This is a genomic window from Streptomyces bauhiniae (assembly GCF_004784475.1).
Taxonomy (GTDB): Bacteria; Actinomycetota; Actinomycetes; order Streptomycetales; family Streptomycetaceae; genus Streptomyces; species Streptomyces seoulensis.
In genome coordinates, this window is sequence record NZ_SRRT01000002.1 from 436,820 (window position 1) to 449,692 (window position 12,873).

Annotated in this window: 12 protein-coding genes; 5 read left to right on the top strand and 7 right to left on the bottom strand. The window is 71.8% G+C overall.

The genetic code is table 11. The features are described from left to right. Window positions 1–55 precede the first annotated feature (55 nt). Window positions 56–1,387 carry an MFS transporter gene (locus tag E5083_RS07275; RefSeq protein ID WP_135784767.1) on the top strand — a complete coding sequence of 444 codons (1,332 nt, stop codon included), beginning with the start codon at window positions 56–58 and terminating at the stop codon, window positions 1,385–1,387. 86 nt (window positions 1,388–1,473) lie between these two features. Here the strand turns inward: E5083_RS07275 and E5083_RS07280 are convergent, their stop codons facing one another. The 4 genes from E5083_RS07280 to E5083_RS07295 all read right to left on the bottom strand — a co-directional run bounded on the left by E5083_RS07280 (window position 1,474) and on the right by E5083_RS07295 (window position 5,664). Continuing rightward, a complete protein-coding gene (locus E5083_RS07280) occupies window positions 1,474–2,436 on the bottom strand; it encodes an electron transfer flavoprotein subunit alpha/FixB family protein (protein WP_135784768.1) in 963 nt (320 codons plus the stop codon). A gap of 21 nt (window positions 2,437–2,457) precedes the next feature. Further along, window positions 2,458–3,246 (bottom strand): electron transfer flavoprotein subunit beta/FixA family protein, encoded by a 789-nt coding sequence (locus E5083_RS07285; protein ID WP_135784769.1) that lies wholly within the window; start codon window positions 3,244–3,246, stop codon window positions 2,458–2,460. Continuing rightward, complete coding sequence (locus tag E5083_RS07290) at window positions 3,243–4,409, bottom strand: acyl-CoA dehydrogenase family protein (RefSeq protein ID WP_135784770.1); 1,167 nt, start codon at window positions 4,407–4,409, stop codon at window positions 3,243–3,245. The genes E5083_RS07285 and E5083_RS07290 overlap by 4 nt, the downstream gene beginning before the upstream one ends. 70 nt (window positions 4,410–4,479) lie before the next feature. After that, window positions 4,480–5,664, bottom strand: a complete 1,185-nt coding sequence (locus tag E5083_RS07295) for a CaiB/BaiF CoA transferase family protein (protein WP_135784771.1) — start codon at window positions 5,662–5,664, stop codon at window positions 4,480–4,482. A gap of 144 nt (window positions 5,665–5,808) precedes the next feature. Here E5083_RS07295 and E5083_RS07300 point away from each other — a divergent pair, with 144 nt between their 5' ends. The 4 genes from E5083_RS07300 (at window position 5,809) to E5083_RS07315 (ending at window position 9,115) form a co-directional block, all read left to right on the top strand. After that, window positions 5,809–6,747, top strand: coding sequence for a LysR family transcriptional regulator (locus tag E5083_RS07300; RefSeq protein WP_135784772.1), 939 nt, complete (start codon window positions 5,809–5,811; stop codon window positions 6,745–6,747). A gap of 124 nt (window positions 6,748–6,871) precedes the next feature. Beyond that, window positions 6,872–7,744 carry an HTD2 family dehydratase gene (locus E5083_RS07305; protein WP_135784773.1) on the top strand — a complete coding sequence of 291 codons (873 nt, stop codon included), beginning with the start codon at window positions 6,872–6,874 and terminating at the stop codon, window positions 7,742–7,744. After that, window positions 7,741–8,550 (top strand): HpcH/HpaI aldolase/citrate lyase family protein, encoded by an 810-nt coding sequence (locus E5083_RS07310; protein WP_135784774.1) that lies wholly within the window; start codon window positions 7,741–7,743, stop codon window positions 8,548–8,550. The genes E5083_RS07305 and E5083_RS07310 overlap by 4 nt, the downstream gene beginning before the upstream one ends. A gap of 100 nt (window positions 8,551–8,650) precedes the next feature. Next, window positions 8,651–9,115, top strand: a complete 465-nt coding sequence (locus tag E5083_RS07315) for a MarR family winged helix-turn-helix transcriptional regulator (protein WP_244317412.1) — start codon at window positions 8,651–8,653, stop codon at window positions 9,113–9,115. A 28-nt stretch (window positions 9,116–9,143) separates the two neighbouring features. Here the strand turns inward: E5083_RS07315 and E5083_RS07320 are convergent, their stop codons facing one another. From E5083_RS07320 to E5083_RS07330, 3 genes are all read right to left on the bottom strand, one after another. Further along, complete coding sequence (locus tag E5083_RS07320) at window positions 9,144–11,222, bottom strand: FUSC family protein (protein WP_135784775.1); 2,079 nt, start codon at window positions 11,220–11,222, stop codon at window positions 9,144–9,146. A 104-nt stretch (window positions 11,223–11,326) separates the two neighbouring features. Next, window positions 11,327–12,445 carry an NDMA-dependent alcohol dehydrogenase gene (locus E5083_RS07325; protein ID WP_135784776.1) on the bottom strand — a complete coding sequence of 373 codons (1,119 nt, stop codon included), beginning with the start codon at window positions 12,443–12,445 and terminating at the stop codon, window positions 11,327–11,329. 54 nt (window positions 12,446–12,499) lie between these two features. Continuing rightward, a complete protein-coding gene (locus E5083_RS07330; RefSeq protein ID WP_135784777.1) occupies window positions 12,500–12,841 on the bottom strand; it encodes a DUF4286 family protein in 342 nt (113 codons plus the stop codon). Window positions 12,842–12,873: the final 32 nt, after the last annotated feature.

The window sequence follows — 12,873 nt, forward strand, 5'->3', positions numbered from 1 at the left end:
CTGTCGCTCAGGGTCTTCACGGCCCCCCTCCACCACAACCCTCAGGAAGGGGAAAATGAGCGTCCAAGACAGCACGACGGCGACAGCCGCCACGGGAACCCCGCCGAAGCGCCGAGGCCGGGTCCTCTTCGCCGCCATCGCCGCCCAGTCGATCGAGTACTACGACTTCCTGATCTACGGGACGGCCGCCTCACTGGTCCTCAACACCCTGTTCTTCCCCTCGGGGAACCCCCTGACCAGCACGCTCGCCTCCTTCGCCACGTTCGCGGTCGGCTTCGCGGGCCGACCCGTCGGCGCTGCGCTCTTCGGGCACATCGGGGACAAGGTCGGCCGCAAGCCCGCGCTGCTGATGGCCATGCTGTTGATGGCCGTCTCCTCGACGCTCATCGGACTGCTGCCCACCTACGACACCATCGGTGCCGCCGCCCCGGTCGCCCTGGTCGTCCTGCGCACCGCGCAGGGCATCTCGGTGGGCGGCCACTTCGGCGGGGCCACGCTGCTGGCGCTGGAGGGCGCACCGCCGGGACGCCGGGGCCTGTTCGGCTCGTTCCCCCAGCTCGGCATCGTCTTCGGCATGATCACCGGAACGCTGGTGTTCCTGCTGGTCGGCAGCCTCACCACGACGGAGCAGTTCGAGTCCTGGGGATGGCGCGTCCCGTTCCTGCTGAGCGTCCTGATGTTCCCGCTCGCCCACTTCGTCCACCGCTATCTGGAGGACACCCCGGAGTTCCACCGCGCCGAGGCGCGGCTGTCGGCCGGCAAGGGCACCGCGCCGCGCTCGTCCGCCCTGCGGGTGCTGCGGCATCCGAGGCAGCTCTTGGTGGTCGCGTTCACCTTCCTGCCCGCCACCATCATGTTCTACGGCATCGTCACGGGCGTACTGCACTACGCGACGGAGGATCTGAAGGTCTCCAAGGACAGCATGCTGACCGTGGTCATGGTCTCCATGGTGTTCTTCGCTGCGGGCACGGTCGGCTTCGCGTGGCTGTCCGACCTGGTGGGGCGGCGCCGGGTCTACGTGGCCGGTGCCGTTTTCTCCGGGGCCTGGGTGTTCGCGCTCTTTCCGCTTGTGGAGACCCGCAGCTTCCCGCTGATCCTGCTCGGCGTCTGCGTGGGGCAGTTCGCGGTGGGCGCGCTGTTCGGGCCGGGCACCGCGCTGCTCGCGGAGGCGTTCCCACCGAGCATGCGCTACTCGGGCTCCTCCCTCGGCAACCAGCTCGCCAACGTGCTCGGGGCAGGGCTCGCCCCGTTCATCATGGTCTCGCTGCTGGCGGCCACGCACACCACGGTCTCGGTGTCGGCGTACATGGCCCTGTCCTCCGTGGTGAGCCTGATCGCCGTGGGGCTGATCAGGCCCGCGACGGAGGAACCCGCCGGGTCGGTCTGAGCGGCGCACGCGCCGGTGCCGGCCACGGTGTGACCGCGGTCCGGCACCGGCGTCGGCGGCGCATGCTGCTTCGACTTCGGCGGTGGTCAGCCCTTGCGGGTCTTGACTTCCTCGGTGAGCTGGGGGACGACCTCGAAGAGGTCGCCGACCACGCCGTAGTCGACCAGGTCGAAGATCGGGGCCTCGGGGTCCTTGTTGACCGCGACGATCGTCTTCGAGGTCTGCATGCCCGCGCGGTGCTGGATCGCGCCGGAGATGCCGTTGGCGATGTAGAGCTGCGGCGAGACCGACTTGCCGGTCTGGCCGACCTGGTTGGTGTGCGGGTACCAGCCGGCGTCGACGGCGGCACGCGAGGCGCCGACAGCGGCACCGAGCGAGTCGGCGAGGGCCTCGATCAGCGCGAAGTTGTCCGCGCCGTTCACGCCACGGCCGCCGGAGACCACGATCGCGGCCTCGGTCAGCTCCGGACGGCCGGTCGACTCGCGCGGGGTACGGCCGGTGACCTTGGTGCCGGTCGCCTGGTCCGAGAAGGTCACCGACAGGGCCTCGGCCGCGCCGGCGGCCGGGGCGGCCTCCACGGCGGCCGAGTTCGGCTTGACCGTGATGACCGGAACACCCTTGATAACACGGGACTTTGTGGTGAAGGACGCGGCGAACACCGACTGGGTGGCCACCGGGCCCTCGTCGCCGACTTCGATGTCGACGGCGTCGGTGATCAGACCGGAGCCGATGCGCAGCGCCAGACGCGCGGCGATCTCCTTGCCCTCGGCGGAGGATGGCACCAACACGGCGGCCGGGGACACCGCCTCCACGGCAACTTGGAGGGCGTCCACCTTCGGCACCACCAGGTAATCGGCGTACTCGGACGCGTCATGCGTCAGGACACGGGTCGCACCGTGCTCGGCCAGGACAGTCACGGTGTCGGCAGCACCCGCGCCCAGCGCCACCGCGATCGGTTCGCCAATACGGCGGGCCAGCGTCAGCAGCTCCAGAGTGGGCTTGCGGACGGCACCGTTCACGTGGTCGACGTAGACGAGAACTTCAGCCATGGGAATCCAACTCCTCTGATGTCAGACGAACTTCTGGCCCGCGAGGTACTCGGCGAGCTGCTTGCCGCCCTCGCCCTCGTCCTTGACGATCGTGCCCGCGGTGCGCGCCGGGCGCTCGGTCGCGGTCTCGACCTTGGTCCACGCGCCCTCGAGACCGACCTCCTCCGCCTCGATGCCGAGGTCGGACAGGTCCCAGGACTCCACCGGCTTCTTCTTGGCCGCCATGATGCCCTTGAACGACGGGTAACGCGCCTCGCCCGACTGGTCCGTCACGGAGATCACGGCCGGCAGCGAAGCCTCGAGCTGCTCGGAGGCGGCGTCGCCGTCACGGCGGCCCTTGACGGTGCCGTCCTCGACCGAGACCTCGGAGAGCAGGGTCACCTGCGGCACGCCCAGACGCTCGGCGACCAGCGCCGGAACGACGCCCATGGTGCCGTCGGTGGAGGCCATGCCGGAGATCACCAGGTCGAAGCCGGCCTTCTCGATCGCCTTGGCCAGCACCAGCGAGGTACCCAGCGCGTCGGTGCCATGCAGGTCGTCGTCCTCGACGTGGATCGCCTTGTCGGCGCCCATCGAGAGGGCCTTGCGCAGCGCGTCCTTCGCGTCCTCGGGGCCGACGGTCAGCACGGTGACCTCGGCGTCGCCGTCCCCGTCGAAGTCTTCCGCGATCTGAAGAGCCTGCTCCACCGCGTACTCGTCGAGTTCGGAGAGCAGACCGTCCACGTCGTCGCGGTCGACGGTCAGGTCATCGGCGAAGTGCCGGTCGCCAGTGGCGTCGGGCACGTACTTCACAGTGACAAGGATTTTCATGCTTCGAGTCCTCCACGCTTGACCAGTTGGGCGGCGATGACGTTCTTCTGGATCTCGTTGGTGCCCTCGCCGACGATCATCAACGGGGCGTCCCGGAAGTACCGCTCCACGTCGAACTCGGTCGAGTAGCCGTAACCGCCGTGAATGCGGACGGCGTTGAGAGCGATCTGCATGCCCGTCTCGGAGGCGAACAGCTTCGCCATGCCGGCCTCCATGTCCACCCGGCGGCCCGCCTCCGCCTCGCGGGCCGCGTACAGGGTGAGCTGGCGGGCCGCGGTCAGCTGTGTGGCCATGTCGGCCAGGTAGTGGCCGACCGCCTGGTGCTGCCAGATGGGCTTGCCGAAGGACTCACGCTCCTGGGCGTAGGCGAGGGAGTCCTCCAGGGCGGCGCGGCCGACGCCGAGCGCGCGGGCCGCGACCTGGAGCCGGCCCGTCTCCAAACCCTTCATCATCTGGCCGAAGCCCTTGCCCTCCACCCCGCCGAGCAGGGCGTCCGCGGGCGCACGGTAGTCGTCGAAGGACAACTCGCAGCTCTCCACGCCCTTGTAGCCCAGCTTGGGCAGGTCGCGGGAGACGGTGAGGCCCGGACCGTGCTCCACCAGCAGGATCGAGATGCCCTGGTGCGCGGGGCTCACCTCGGGGTCGGTCTTGCACATCAGCGCGATCAGCCCGGCCCGCCGGGAGTTGGTGATCCAGGTCTTGGCACCGTTGACCACGTACGCGTCACCGTCCTTGCGGGCGACCGTGCGCATGGCCTGGAGGTCGGAGCCGCCGCCGGGCTCGGTCAGGGCCATGGTGGCCCGCATCTCACCGGTGGCCATGCGGGGCAGATAGCGGCGCTTCTGCTCCTCGGTGCCGAAGTGGGTGAGCAGCTTGGCGACCACGGTGTGGCTGCCCATGGCACCGGCCAGGCTCATCCAGCCGCGTGACAGCTCCTCGGTGACCAGAACGAAGCACGGCATGGAGACGGGGTTGCCGCCGTACTCCTCGGGGATGGCGAGCCCGTAGATGCCGAGCCGCTTCATCTGCTCGATCAGGGCCTCGGGGTAGGTATTGGTGTGGTCCAGCTCCTGAACGACGGGTTTCACCTCCTTGTCCACGAAGTCGGCCACGGTCTTCACGACGAACCGCTCGTCCTCGGACAGCGCGTCCAGGGTGCTCACAGAGTGCTCCTCGTCCTCACGGTGTCTCCTGCTCTTCCGTTCTCGGGTTTCTCGGGTCCGCGCCGGACCGTCATACGACGTCGTCGGCGCGCAGCTTGGCGATCCGGGCCGCGTCGAGGCCCAGCTCGGCCAGGACACTGTCGGTGTGTTCGCCCAGGGCGGGCACGGGGTCCATGCGGGGCTCGACACCGGCCAGGTCGGCCGGCGGGCGCAGCGCCGGCACGACCGCGCCGGGTACGCGCACGTCGAGCCATCGGCCGCGTTCGGCGAGCACCGGGTGGTCGAGGAAGTCGGGTACGTCGTTGACCCCGGCGTTGGCGATTCCGGCGGTGTCCAGCCGCCGGGTCAGCTCGGCGAAGGGGACGTGCCCGAACGACTCGGCGATGACCGGGTCCAGCTCGTCACGGTGCGTGACCCGGTCCGGGCCGGTGGCGAAGCGCGGATCGGTGGCCAGCTCCGGCCGGGCCAACACCTCGGCACACAGAGCGGTCCACTCGCGCTCGTTCTGCACGGAGATCAGGACCTGCTTGCCGTCGGCGGTCGGGTAGGTGCCGTAGGGGGCGATGGTGGCGTGCCGGGTGCCGAGCCTCGGGGGCTGGGTGCCGCCGTGGCGGGTGTAGTGGGCGGGCTGGCCCATCCACTCCCCCAGCGCCTCGAACAGCGAGACTTCCACCGCCCGCGCCACCCCCGCGGTCGCCCGGGTGTACAGCGCGGTCAGGATGCCGGAGAAGGCGAACGTCCCGGCCGCGATGTCGGCGACGGACACTCCGGTCCGCGCGGTCTCCTCCGGGGTGCCGGTCAGGGAGACCAGGCCGGTCTGGCACTGTACGAGCAGGTCGTACGCCTTGCGATCGGCCCAGGGTCCGGTGGTGCCATAACCGGAGATCGTGCACGGGATGAGGGAGGGGTGGCGCCGGGTCAGCGCGTCGTTGTCCAGGCCGAGCCGGGCGGCCGCGCCGGGTGCGAGGTTCTGCACGAACACGTCGGCTCCGCCCAGCAGTTGTTCCAGGAGGTCCCGGCCTGCCGGGGACTTCAGGTCGAGGGTGACGGACTCCTTGGACCGGTTGAGCCAGACGAAATAGCTGGACTGGCCGTGCACGGTGGTGTCGTACCGCCGGGCGAAGTCGCCGCCCTCGGGTCGCTCGATCTTGATCACCCGGGCGCCGAGGTCCGCGAGCTGGCGGGTGGCGTACGGGGCGGCCACCGCCTGCTCGACGCTCACCACGGTGACGCCGGAGAGCGGGAGTCCGGTCATGCGGTGGCCTCCAGAGTCGTGTGCGGGCCGCGCCGGGGGTCCGGACGGCCGGGCTCCATCATCAATGTTCATGGCACCTCAGGTGAAATACTCTTTACTGATGGCTCCATGCCCGCTGCGGATGGAGCGGACGGAGGGAGCACCATGGACGTCAGGCAGCTCAGGGCGCTCGTCACAGTGGCCGAGGCGGGCAGTGTGACGCGGGCGGCGGAACTCCTGCATCTGGTGCAGCCCGCCGTCACCCGGCAGATCCGGACCCTGGAGCAGGAGCTGGGGGTGACGCTGTTCGAGCGGACCCGGCAGGGCATGCGGCCCACCGCGGCCGGCACGACCATGGTCGAGCGTGCCCGGCGGGCGCTGCACGAGCTGGAGCGGGCTCGCGCCGAGCTGCGGCCGACACCCGGTGTGGTTACCGGCATCGTGGCGGTCGGCCTGCTGGACAGTACGAGCGAACTGCTGGCGGAACCCCTGGCGTCCGCGGTGGTCCGCGACCATCCGGGCATCGAACTGCGCCTGCTCACCGCGTACTCGGGTCATCTCCAGCAGTGGCTCGACGAGGGTGATCTGGATCTGACCCTGCTGTACAACCTGGCGGGCACCCCGTCGCTCGACGTGGAGCCGCTGGTGCGCGAGCGCCTGTGGGCGGTGGCGCCCGCCTCGGCCGGGCTGTCCGCCGAGCGGCCCGTGCCCTTCGACGAGGCCGTCTCCCACCCGCTGGTGGTGCCCGCGCCCGGCCATGGCCTGCGCCGGGTGATCGACGCGGCCGCCGCCCAGGCACGGGCGGAACTGTCGCTGGTCGTGCAGACCAACTCGATGCCCGTGCAGAAGCAGTTGGTGCGGGCCGGCCATGGCTGGACCATCCTGCCGGGCGTCGGCATCGCGGAGGACGTGGCGAGCGGTTCGCTGAGCGCGGCCCCGCTGTGCGCACCCGAGGTGTGGCGCTCGATCGTGCTCGCCACCTCGCGGGCCGGGCGGGTGACGCCCGCCGCCGAGGTCGTCGCCCGGGAGCTGTCCCGGCAGATCCAGTCGGCCGTACGGGAGGGCAGGTGGCCGTCGGCGGAGCTGTCCGGGCCGAGCGCCTGACCCCGCGCATGCCGGGACCGCATGGCGGCATCAGGGTTTTCTATTACGTACGGCCTGTCATCAGCGCGCATGATGGCCGAGGCCCGCCATGCTGCCCGCCCATACCCCTCGCCGAGGAGAACCTATGCCCCCCACACCGAGCGGACTCGCCTCCCACGTGGAGTCGTGGAGTCCCGCGCCGGTCACCGAGGACGACGTCCTCTCGCCCGCTCCGGCCGCAGCGCTGTCGGCCCTGTTGGACGTGCCGGAGACCGCGGTGCGGGCCGGAGACGCCCTGCCGCCGCTGTGGCACTGGCTGTACTTCCTGGGCGCGCCCGCGCAGCGGGAGCTGGGCGAGGACGGACACCCCCGGCACGGTCACTTCCTGCCGCCGGTCCCCGACCGGCAGCGGATGTTCGCCGGCGGCCGGTGTGAGGTGCGGGAGCCGTTGATCGTCGGCGAACCCGTCCAGCGGATCAGCGGCCTGGCCACGGTGACCGCCAAGCGGGGCGGCACCGGCGAACTCCTCTTCGTCACCGTGCGCGCCGAATACCTCCAGGCGGGCCGTACCCGCGTGGTCGAGGAGCAGGACATCGTCTACCGGTCCGGGCGTGCCGCCGGCGCTCACCCGGCGGCCCTCGACCCGCTCGCCGAGCCGCTCGCCGAGGAGACCTGGCTGCTGCCGCTCCAGCCCGACCCGACCCTGCTGTTCCGGTTCAGCGCGCTCACCGCCAACGCCCACCGCATCCACTACGACGCCCCGTACGCCCGCGAGGCGGAGGGTTACCCCGGTCTGGTGGTGCACGGCCCGCTGCTGGTGCTCGCCATGCTCGAACCGCTGCGCCGCGAGGCCCCCGCCCGGCAGGTGCGGTCCGTCTCCTACCGACTGCGGCGCCCGGCCTTCGCGGGCGAGCGCCTGCTGGTCGCCGGGTCCCCGACGGGCGACGGCGGTGCCGCCCTGCGCGTCGCCACGCACCGCGAGGAACGGCACGCCACGGCGGAGGTGACGTTCGCATGACGTACTTCCCCAGCCGTCTCCAGACCGCGCGCGGCTTCCTCTTCGTGCCCGGTGACCGGCCGGACCGGTTCGCCAAGGCGGCGGCCTCCGGCGCGGACGCGGTCATCGTGGACCTGGAGGACGCGGTCGCTGCTTCGGACAAGGACCGGGCCCGCGCCCACGCCGCCGAGTGGTTCGCGGCGGGCGGCAGTGCCGTGCTCCGGGTCAACCCGCCGGGCACCACCTGGTTCGGGGCGGACCTGGAAGTGGCCGCCCGGCACGGTGTGCCGGTGATGGTGCCCAAGTCCGAGGACCCGGCCGTGCTCACGGACATCGGCCGCCTCACCGGCGGCGCGTGCCCGCTGATCCCCCTGGTCGAGACGGCGGCCGGGATCGAGGGGGCCGCAGCGGTGTGCGCCGCGCCCGGTGTGATCCGCGTGGCCTTCGGGAACGCCGACTACTCCGCCCAGTTGGGCGTCGCCCACGACGACCACCTGGCCCTGGCGTACGCACGCTCCCGGCTGGTCTCGGCGTCGGCCGCCGCCGGCCTGTGCCCGCCGGTGGACGGTGTCACCACGAGCGTGCGGGACCTGGACGCGCTCACGGCCGATGTGACGCACGCCCGGCGCCTCGGGTTCAGCGGGAAGCTGTGCATCCATCCGGCACAAGTCGACGGAGTGCAGACGGGATTCGCACCGAGCGAGGACGAACTGCGCTGGGCGCGTTCCGTGTTGGCGGCAGGCGAGTCCGTCACGGTGATCGACGGGCAGATGATCGACAAGCCGGTGCTCGACCGCGCCCGGCGCGTCCTGGCGGCCGAGGGCTGACGGGCGGCAGAGGCCGGCCGCGCGGACCACGCACGCGGGCGGACCGGTGCGGGCGCTCGGGGCCATCTCCGGCCCGGTGACCCGCCGATATACTGGCCGGATGCACGAAGCGGACGCAGCTCTCGACCCCACGGCGCCCGAGGCACCCCCGGAAGAACTGATGATCGCCGTGGAGCAGCTCGCCCGCTATGTGCGCCTGCGCGCCACCGCCGGCGGGCTGAGCACCGCTGCCTCCTCCACACTGGGCCGTCTGGGCAGGCAGGGCCCGCAGCGGCTCACCGCGCTGGCCCGCTCCGAAGGCGTCTCCCAGCCGAACATGACCCAGCTCATCACGCGCATGGAACGCGCGGGGCTGGTCCGCCGCGTCGCCGACGACAGCGACGGCCGGGTCGTGCTGGTGGAGGCGACCGACAGCGGGCTTGAGCTCTTCCGGGCCCGGCACGCCGAGCGGTCCGCGGCCCTGGGGCATCTCATCGACCGGCTGAGCGAGCCGGAGCAGCACGCCGTGAAGGCGGCGCTCCCCGCTCTCGCCCGGGTGATCAGGGAGAGTCAGCCGGCGGACTGAGCCGCCGGGCCCCTCCGGACGGACGCGCTCACGCCGCGCCGGCGGCCGGGTCGAGCCGGTGCCGTCCGTGCTCGGGCCGCCGGTCCTCGACCGCGCGCTCCAGTTCGGCCATGGCGTCCGCGACCCGTGCGAACAGCTCGCGGTCGGGCTCGGCCGCAGGGTCCAGCGCGAGGAGTTCCAGCGGCTGGACCTCGGGTACGGCTTCGGATGCCGCGCCCGTCTCGGCGCGCGTGGCCAGCCGGGTCAGCCGCTCGTGCAGGATCTCGGCGTGGCCGGCCGCCTCGGGGACCGGCGCCCGGTCCGGCTCGGGCAGGTGTGCGGCCAGCAGCGCGGTGCCCTTGGTGAGTTCGCGGGTGGCGCGGGACAGGGCTGCCAGCCGGGAGCCGCTCCACCGGGCGCGGTGGTGGACCGGTTCGGACGCGGCCTCGGTGGCGGCCTCCTGGTAGCGGCGGCGGGCGAGACGTGCTTCGTGCCGCAGTCCGGCCAGGGCGTCCCGGTCGGCGCCGGTGGGGTCCGCCCACACGCGTACGACGGCTTCGAGGTGCCGGGCTTCGCACCTGGTCCACTCCCCCAGCAGCCGGGGCAGCCGGTCGGTGTGCCAGGTGGGCCACAGGAACTGGACGGCCACGGCGATGGCGGCGCCGATCAGCGTGTCGACGGTGCGGCTCCAGGCGCTGGCGCCGCTGCCGCCGATGTAGGCGACGACGGCCGTGATGCAGATGATGACCGGTGCCTGTCCGACGCTGCGCAGCACCAGGTAGCCGAAGATCAGCACGACCACCAGGACCGCGTGCAGCAGGCGGTCGTCGGGCAGCATGACCAGCGCCCAGCCGAGGAGGCCGCCGACGACGGCGCCCGAGCTGCGGCTCACCGCCCGGCCGACGGTGTGACCGAAGGTGGGGACGAGGACGACGGCGGCCGTCAGGAAGGCCCAGACGGCGTGGCTGCTCACCCCGAGTCCGCCCCAGTCACCGGTGGCGCGGCCGACGGCCTCGGCGAGGGTGGCGGCGAACGCCAGGCGCAGGGCGTGCCGCAGTGCGGGCGAGTCCGTGCGGAACTCGGCGCGCAGTTGTCCGAGGCCCCGGGTGAGGAAGCCGGACAGTGCGTGCGGCCCGGTCAGCTCGGCGTGCTGCCAGGAGGCCCCGGCGTCGCGGGAGACGGGCAGCGAGGCCACGCGCCGGGCCTCGTCGAGGAGGTCGCCGAGTGCGCGGAGGGTGGCCTCAAGGGGCTCGCCGGGGCGCGGTTCGGGAAGGTGCTCCGGCGCATCGGTGACCGGCTTCCCGGACCGTACGGCAGTGGCGATGCCGGACAGGATGTCCGCGGCGGCGGTGTGACGGGCCTCGCGGACGGCGGGGTCGCCGTCGACGGTGGATTCCAGTGCGCGGAGGTGGGGGACGAGGCGGTGTGCCTCGCCGAGCAGGGCGAACAGGGGTGCGGCGGCGGCCCGCGAGCGCTGCGGGACGGCGTCCAGGGTCTGGCGTGCGGTCAGCAGGGGCAGCGGCCAGGGCTGGTCCGGCGTCTGCCCCCGCGCGTAGGCGCGGGCGTCGGCGGCGAGCGCGTCGTAGAGCGCGGCCACCGCTTCGCGTTGCGCGGCGAACCGGGGGCCGTACGGCGGGAGGAGGTGGCAGAGGAAGCCGATGGCGCCGCCGACGGCGAGCCACTTCACCTCGCTCAGGCCCGTGGTGACGTCGGGCGAGATGTCGGCGAAGGCCACCATCATGATCATCATGATGACGACCCGCATGCCGGGTCCGACACCGATGGTCAGCAGCAGGCCGCCGAGGAAGGTGCCGGCGAAGGCGAGGACGTAGAGGAGCCAGGGGGTCGCGTGCAGCCAGACGCCCAGGAGCGGCCCGGCGATGCAGAGCATGAGGGTGCTCGCGGCCGAGATGGCGACGCGGTTGCGGCGGCGGGGCACCAGCGAGCCCATACCGCTGAACCAGGCGCCGATGGCGGGCATCGGCTCGTTCGTGAGGTAGCCGACGACGGTCGCGGCGACCACGGCCACGGCGACCCTGAGCAGCGCCTCCGGGTTCTGGAAGGGGCGCCCCAGCTTGAAACCGTGACGTACGGCGTCGAGGACCGCGCGCCGGTAGTGGACCAACATGGCGATGTTCCGCTTCTTTCCGCTGGACGCGGCCCCCTCGGCGTGCCGTGCCGAGGGGGCCGTCTTTCCTGGGCGTGCCCCGTTGGGTGAGGGGCGGGAGGGACTCAGTCGAAGACGACGATTCCGCGGAGGTTCTTGCCCGCGTGCAGGTCGTGGTAGCCCTGCTGGATCTCGTCGAGCGAGTAGGTCCGGGTGATCATGTCGTCCAGGTTGAGCTTGCCCGCCCGGTACAGGTCGAGCAGCCGGTTGACGTCCCGGTTGCCGTTGGTGCCGCCGAACAGCGAGCCGACCAGGTGCTTCTGGTTGAGCGTCAGGTCGGACAGCGGGATCGGCGCCTCGTCGGCGGCGTGCGGGGCCACCGAGGCGACGACGACGGTGCCGGCCTTGCGGACGGCGCGCAGCGCCTGGGCCACGATGGACGAGTCGCGTACGCCCACGGCGACGACGGCCGCGTCGGCGCCGTAGCCGCTGGTGAGCCCGCTCGCGAGCTCCGCGGCCTCGCCGACCGAGCCGGCGGCGTGGGTGGCGCCGAACAGCTTCGCGTTCTCCTGCTTGAAGGGCAGCGGGTCCACGGCGATGATGTTCGCCGCCCCGGCGTTCACCGCGCCCTGGAGGGCCGCCGCGCCGATGCCGCCGACGCCGATCACGATCGCGGTGTCGCCCGGCTGGATGGCGGCCAGGTTGACGGCCGAGCCCCAGCCGGTGCTGACGGCGCAGCCGACGAGGCACGCCTTGTCGAGCGGGATGTCCTTGTCGATCTTCACGACCGAGTTCAGGGACACCGTGGTGTGCTCGACGAAGGTGGAGATGCCGCACATCTGGCCGACGGGGGCGCCCTCGGGGGTGTGCAGCCGGTAGCTGCCGTCGGTCCAGCGCGGGCCGCGCAGGATGCCGTCCTTCAGGTCGCACAGGTTCTCCATGCCCGAGGCGCACCAGCGGCAGTGGCCGCAGGACGGGATGGCGGTGAAGACGACGTGGTCGCCCACCTCGATGCCCTTGCTGTTCGGGAACGCCTTGGTGACGATGCCCGCGCCCTCGTGCCCGAGGGCGAAGGGGTAGGTGCCGACCGGTACGTCACCGGTCATGTGGTGGCTGTCGGAGTGGCAGAGCCCGGAGGCCACGAGCTTGACCTGGATCTCGTCCTGGCGGGGGTCGTCGAGCTCCAGCTCAACGACCTCCAGCTCGCCGGGGTTCTGCCGGATGACTGCTCCACGAGTACGCATGTTCTGATCTCCGTCGATCTGTTGAATGTCGGGCAGGGGGGATGTGGGGCGTGGTTACGGCTGTGCTTCCACGCGAGGGGTGAGTTCCTCGTAGATGAGCCCGAGGCGCTCCGGGTGCAGCGCGGTGCTGATCACCATGGCCGGGGTGTCGTACCGGGCGGCCAGTTCGTCGATCGACTTCTGGAGGTCGTCGGTCTCGATCTCATACAGGGCGAGGTACTGCCACGGGTAGGGCGCCTCGTTGCGCTGGGCGCCGGCGAGCTTGAAGCGCTGGGCGCCGACGAATCCGGGCACCTTGAGGGCGTCGTGGACGTGGGTGTTGGTGTACCACTCGTTGTACTCGTCCTCCCGGCCCTCGACCGGGTTGGTGAGCACGACATAGGTGTAGCGGGGCATGGTGTGTTCCTTCGGGGGGTGGTGACGCGGGC

Coding starts and splice junctions, on each gene's coding strand:
- E5083_RS07275 (WP_135784767.1), top strand. CDS start 56: ATGAGCGTCCAAGACAGCACGACGGCGACAGCCGCCACGGGAACCCCG.
- E5083_RS07280 (WP_135784768.1), bottom strand. CDS start 2,436: ATGGCTGAAGTTCTCGTCTACGTCGACCACGTGAACGGTGCCGTCCGC.
- E5083_RS07285 (WP_135784769.1), bottom strand. CDS start 3,246: ATGAAAATCCTTGTCACTGTGAAGTACGTGCCCGACGCCACTGGCGAC.
- E5083_RS07295 (WP_135784771.1), bottom strand. CDS start 5,664: ATGACCGGACTCCCGCTCTCCGGCGTCACCGTGGTGAGCGTCGAGCAG.
- E5083_RS07300 (WP_135784772.1), top strand. CDS start 5,809: ATGGACGTCAGGCAGCTCAGGGCGCTCGTCACAGTGGCCGAGGCGGGC.
- E5083_RS07305 (WP_135784773.1), top strand. CDS start 6,872: ATGCCCCCCACACCGAGCGGACTCGCCTCCCACGTGGAGTCGTGGAGT.
- E5083_RS07310 (WP_135784774.1), top strand. CDS start 7,741: ATGACGTACTTCCCCAGCCGTCTCCAGACCGCGCGCGGCTTCCTCTTC.
- E5083_RS07315 (WP_244317412.1), top strand. CDS start 8,651: ATGCACGAAGCGGACGCAGCTCTCGACCCCACGGCGCCCGAGGCACCC.
- E5083_RS07320 (WP_135784775.1), bottom strand. CDS start 11,222: ATGTTGGTCCACTACCGGCGCGCGGTCCTCGACGCCGTACGTCACGGT.
- E5083_RS07325 (WP_135784776.1), bottom strand. CDS start 12,445: ATGCGTACTCGTGGAGCAGTCATCCGGCAGAACCCCGGCGAGCTGGAG.
- E5083_RS07330 (WP_135784777.1), bottom strand. CDS start 12,841: ATGCCCCGCTACACCTATGTCGTGCTCACCAACCCGGTCGAGGGCCGG.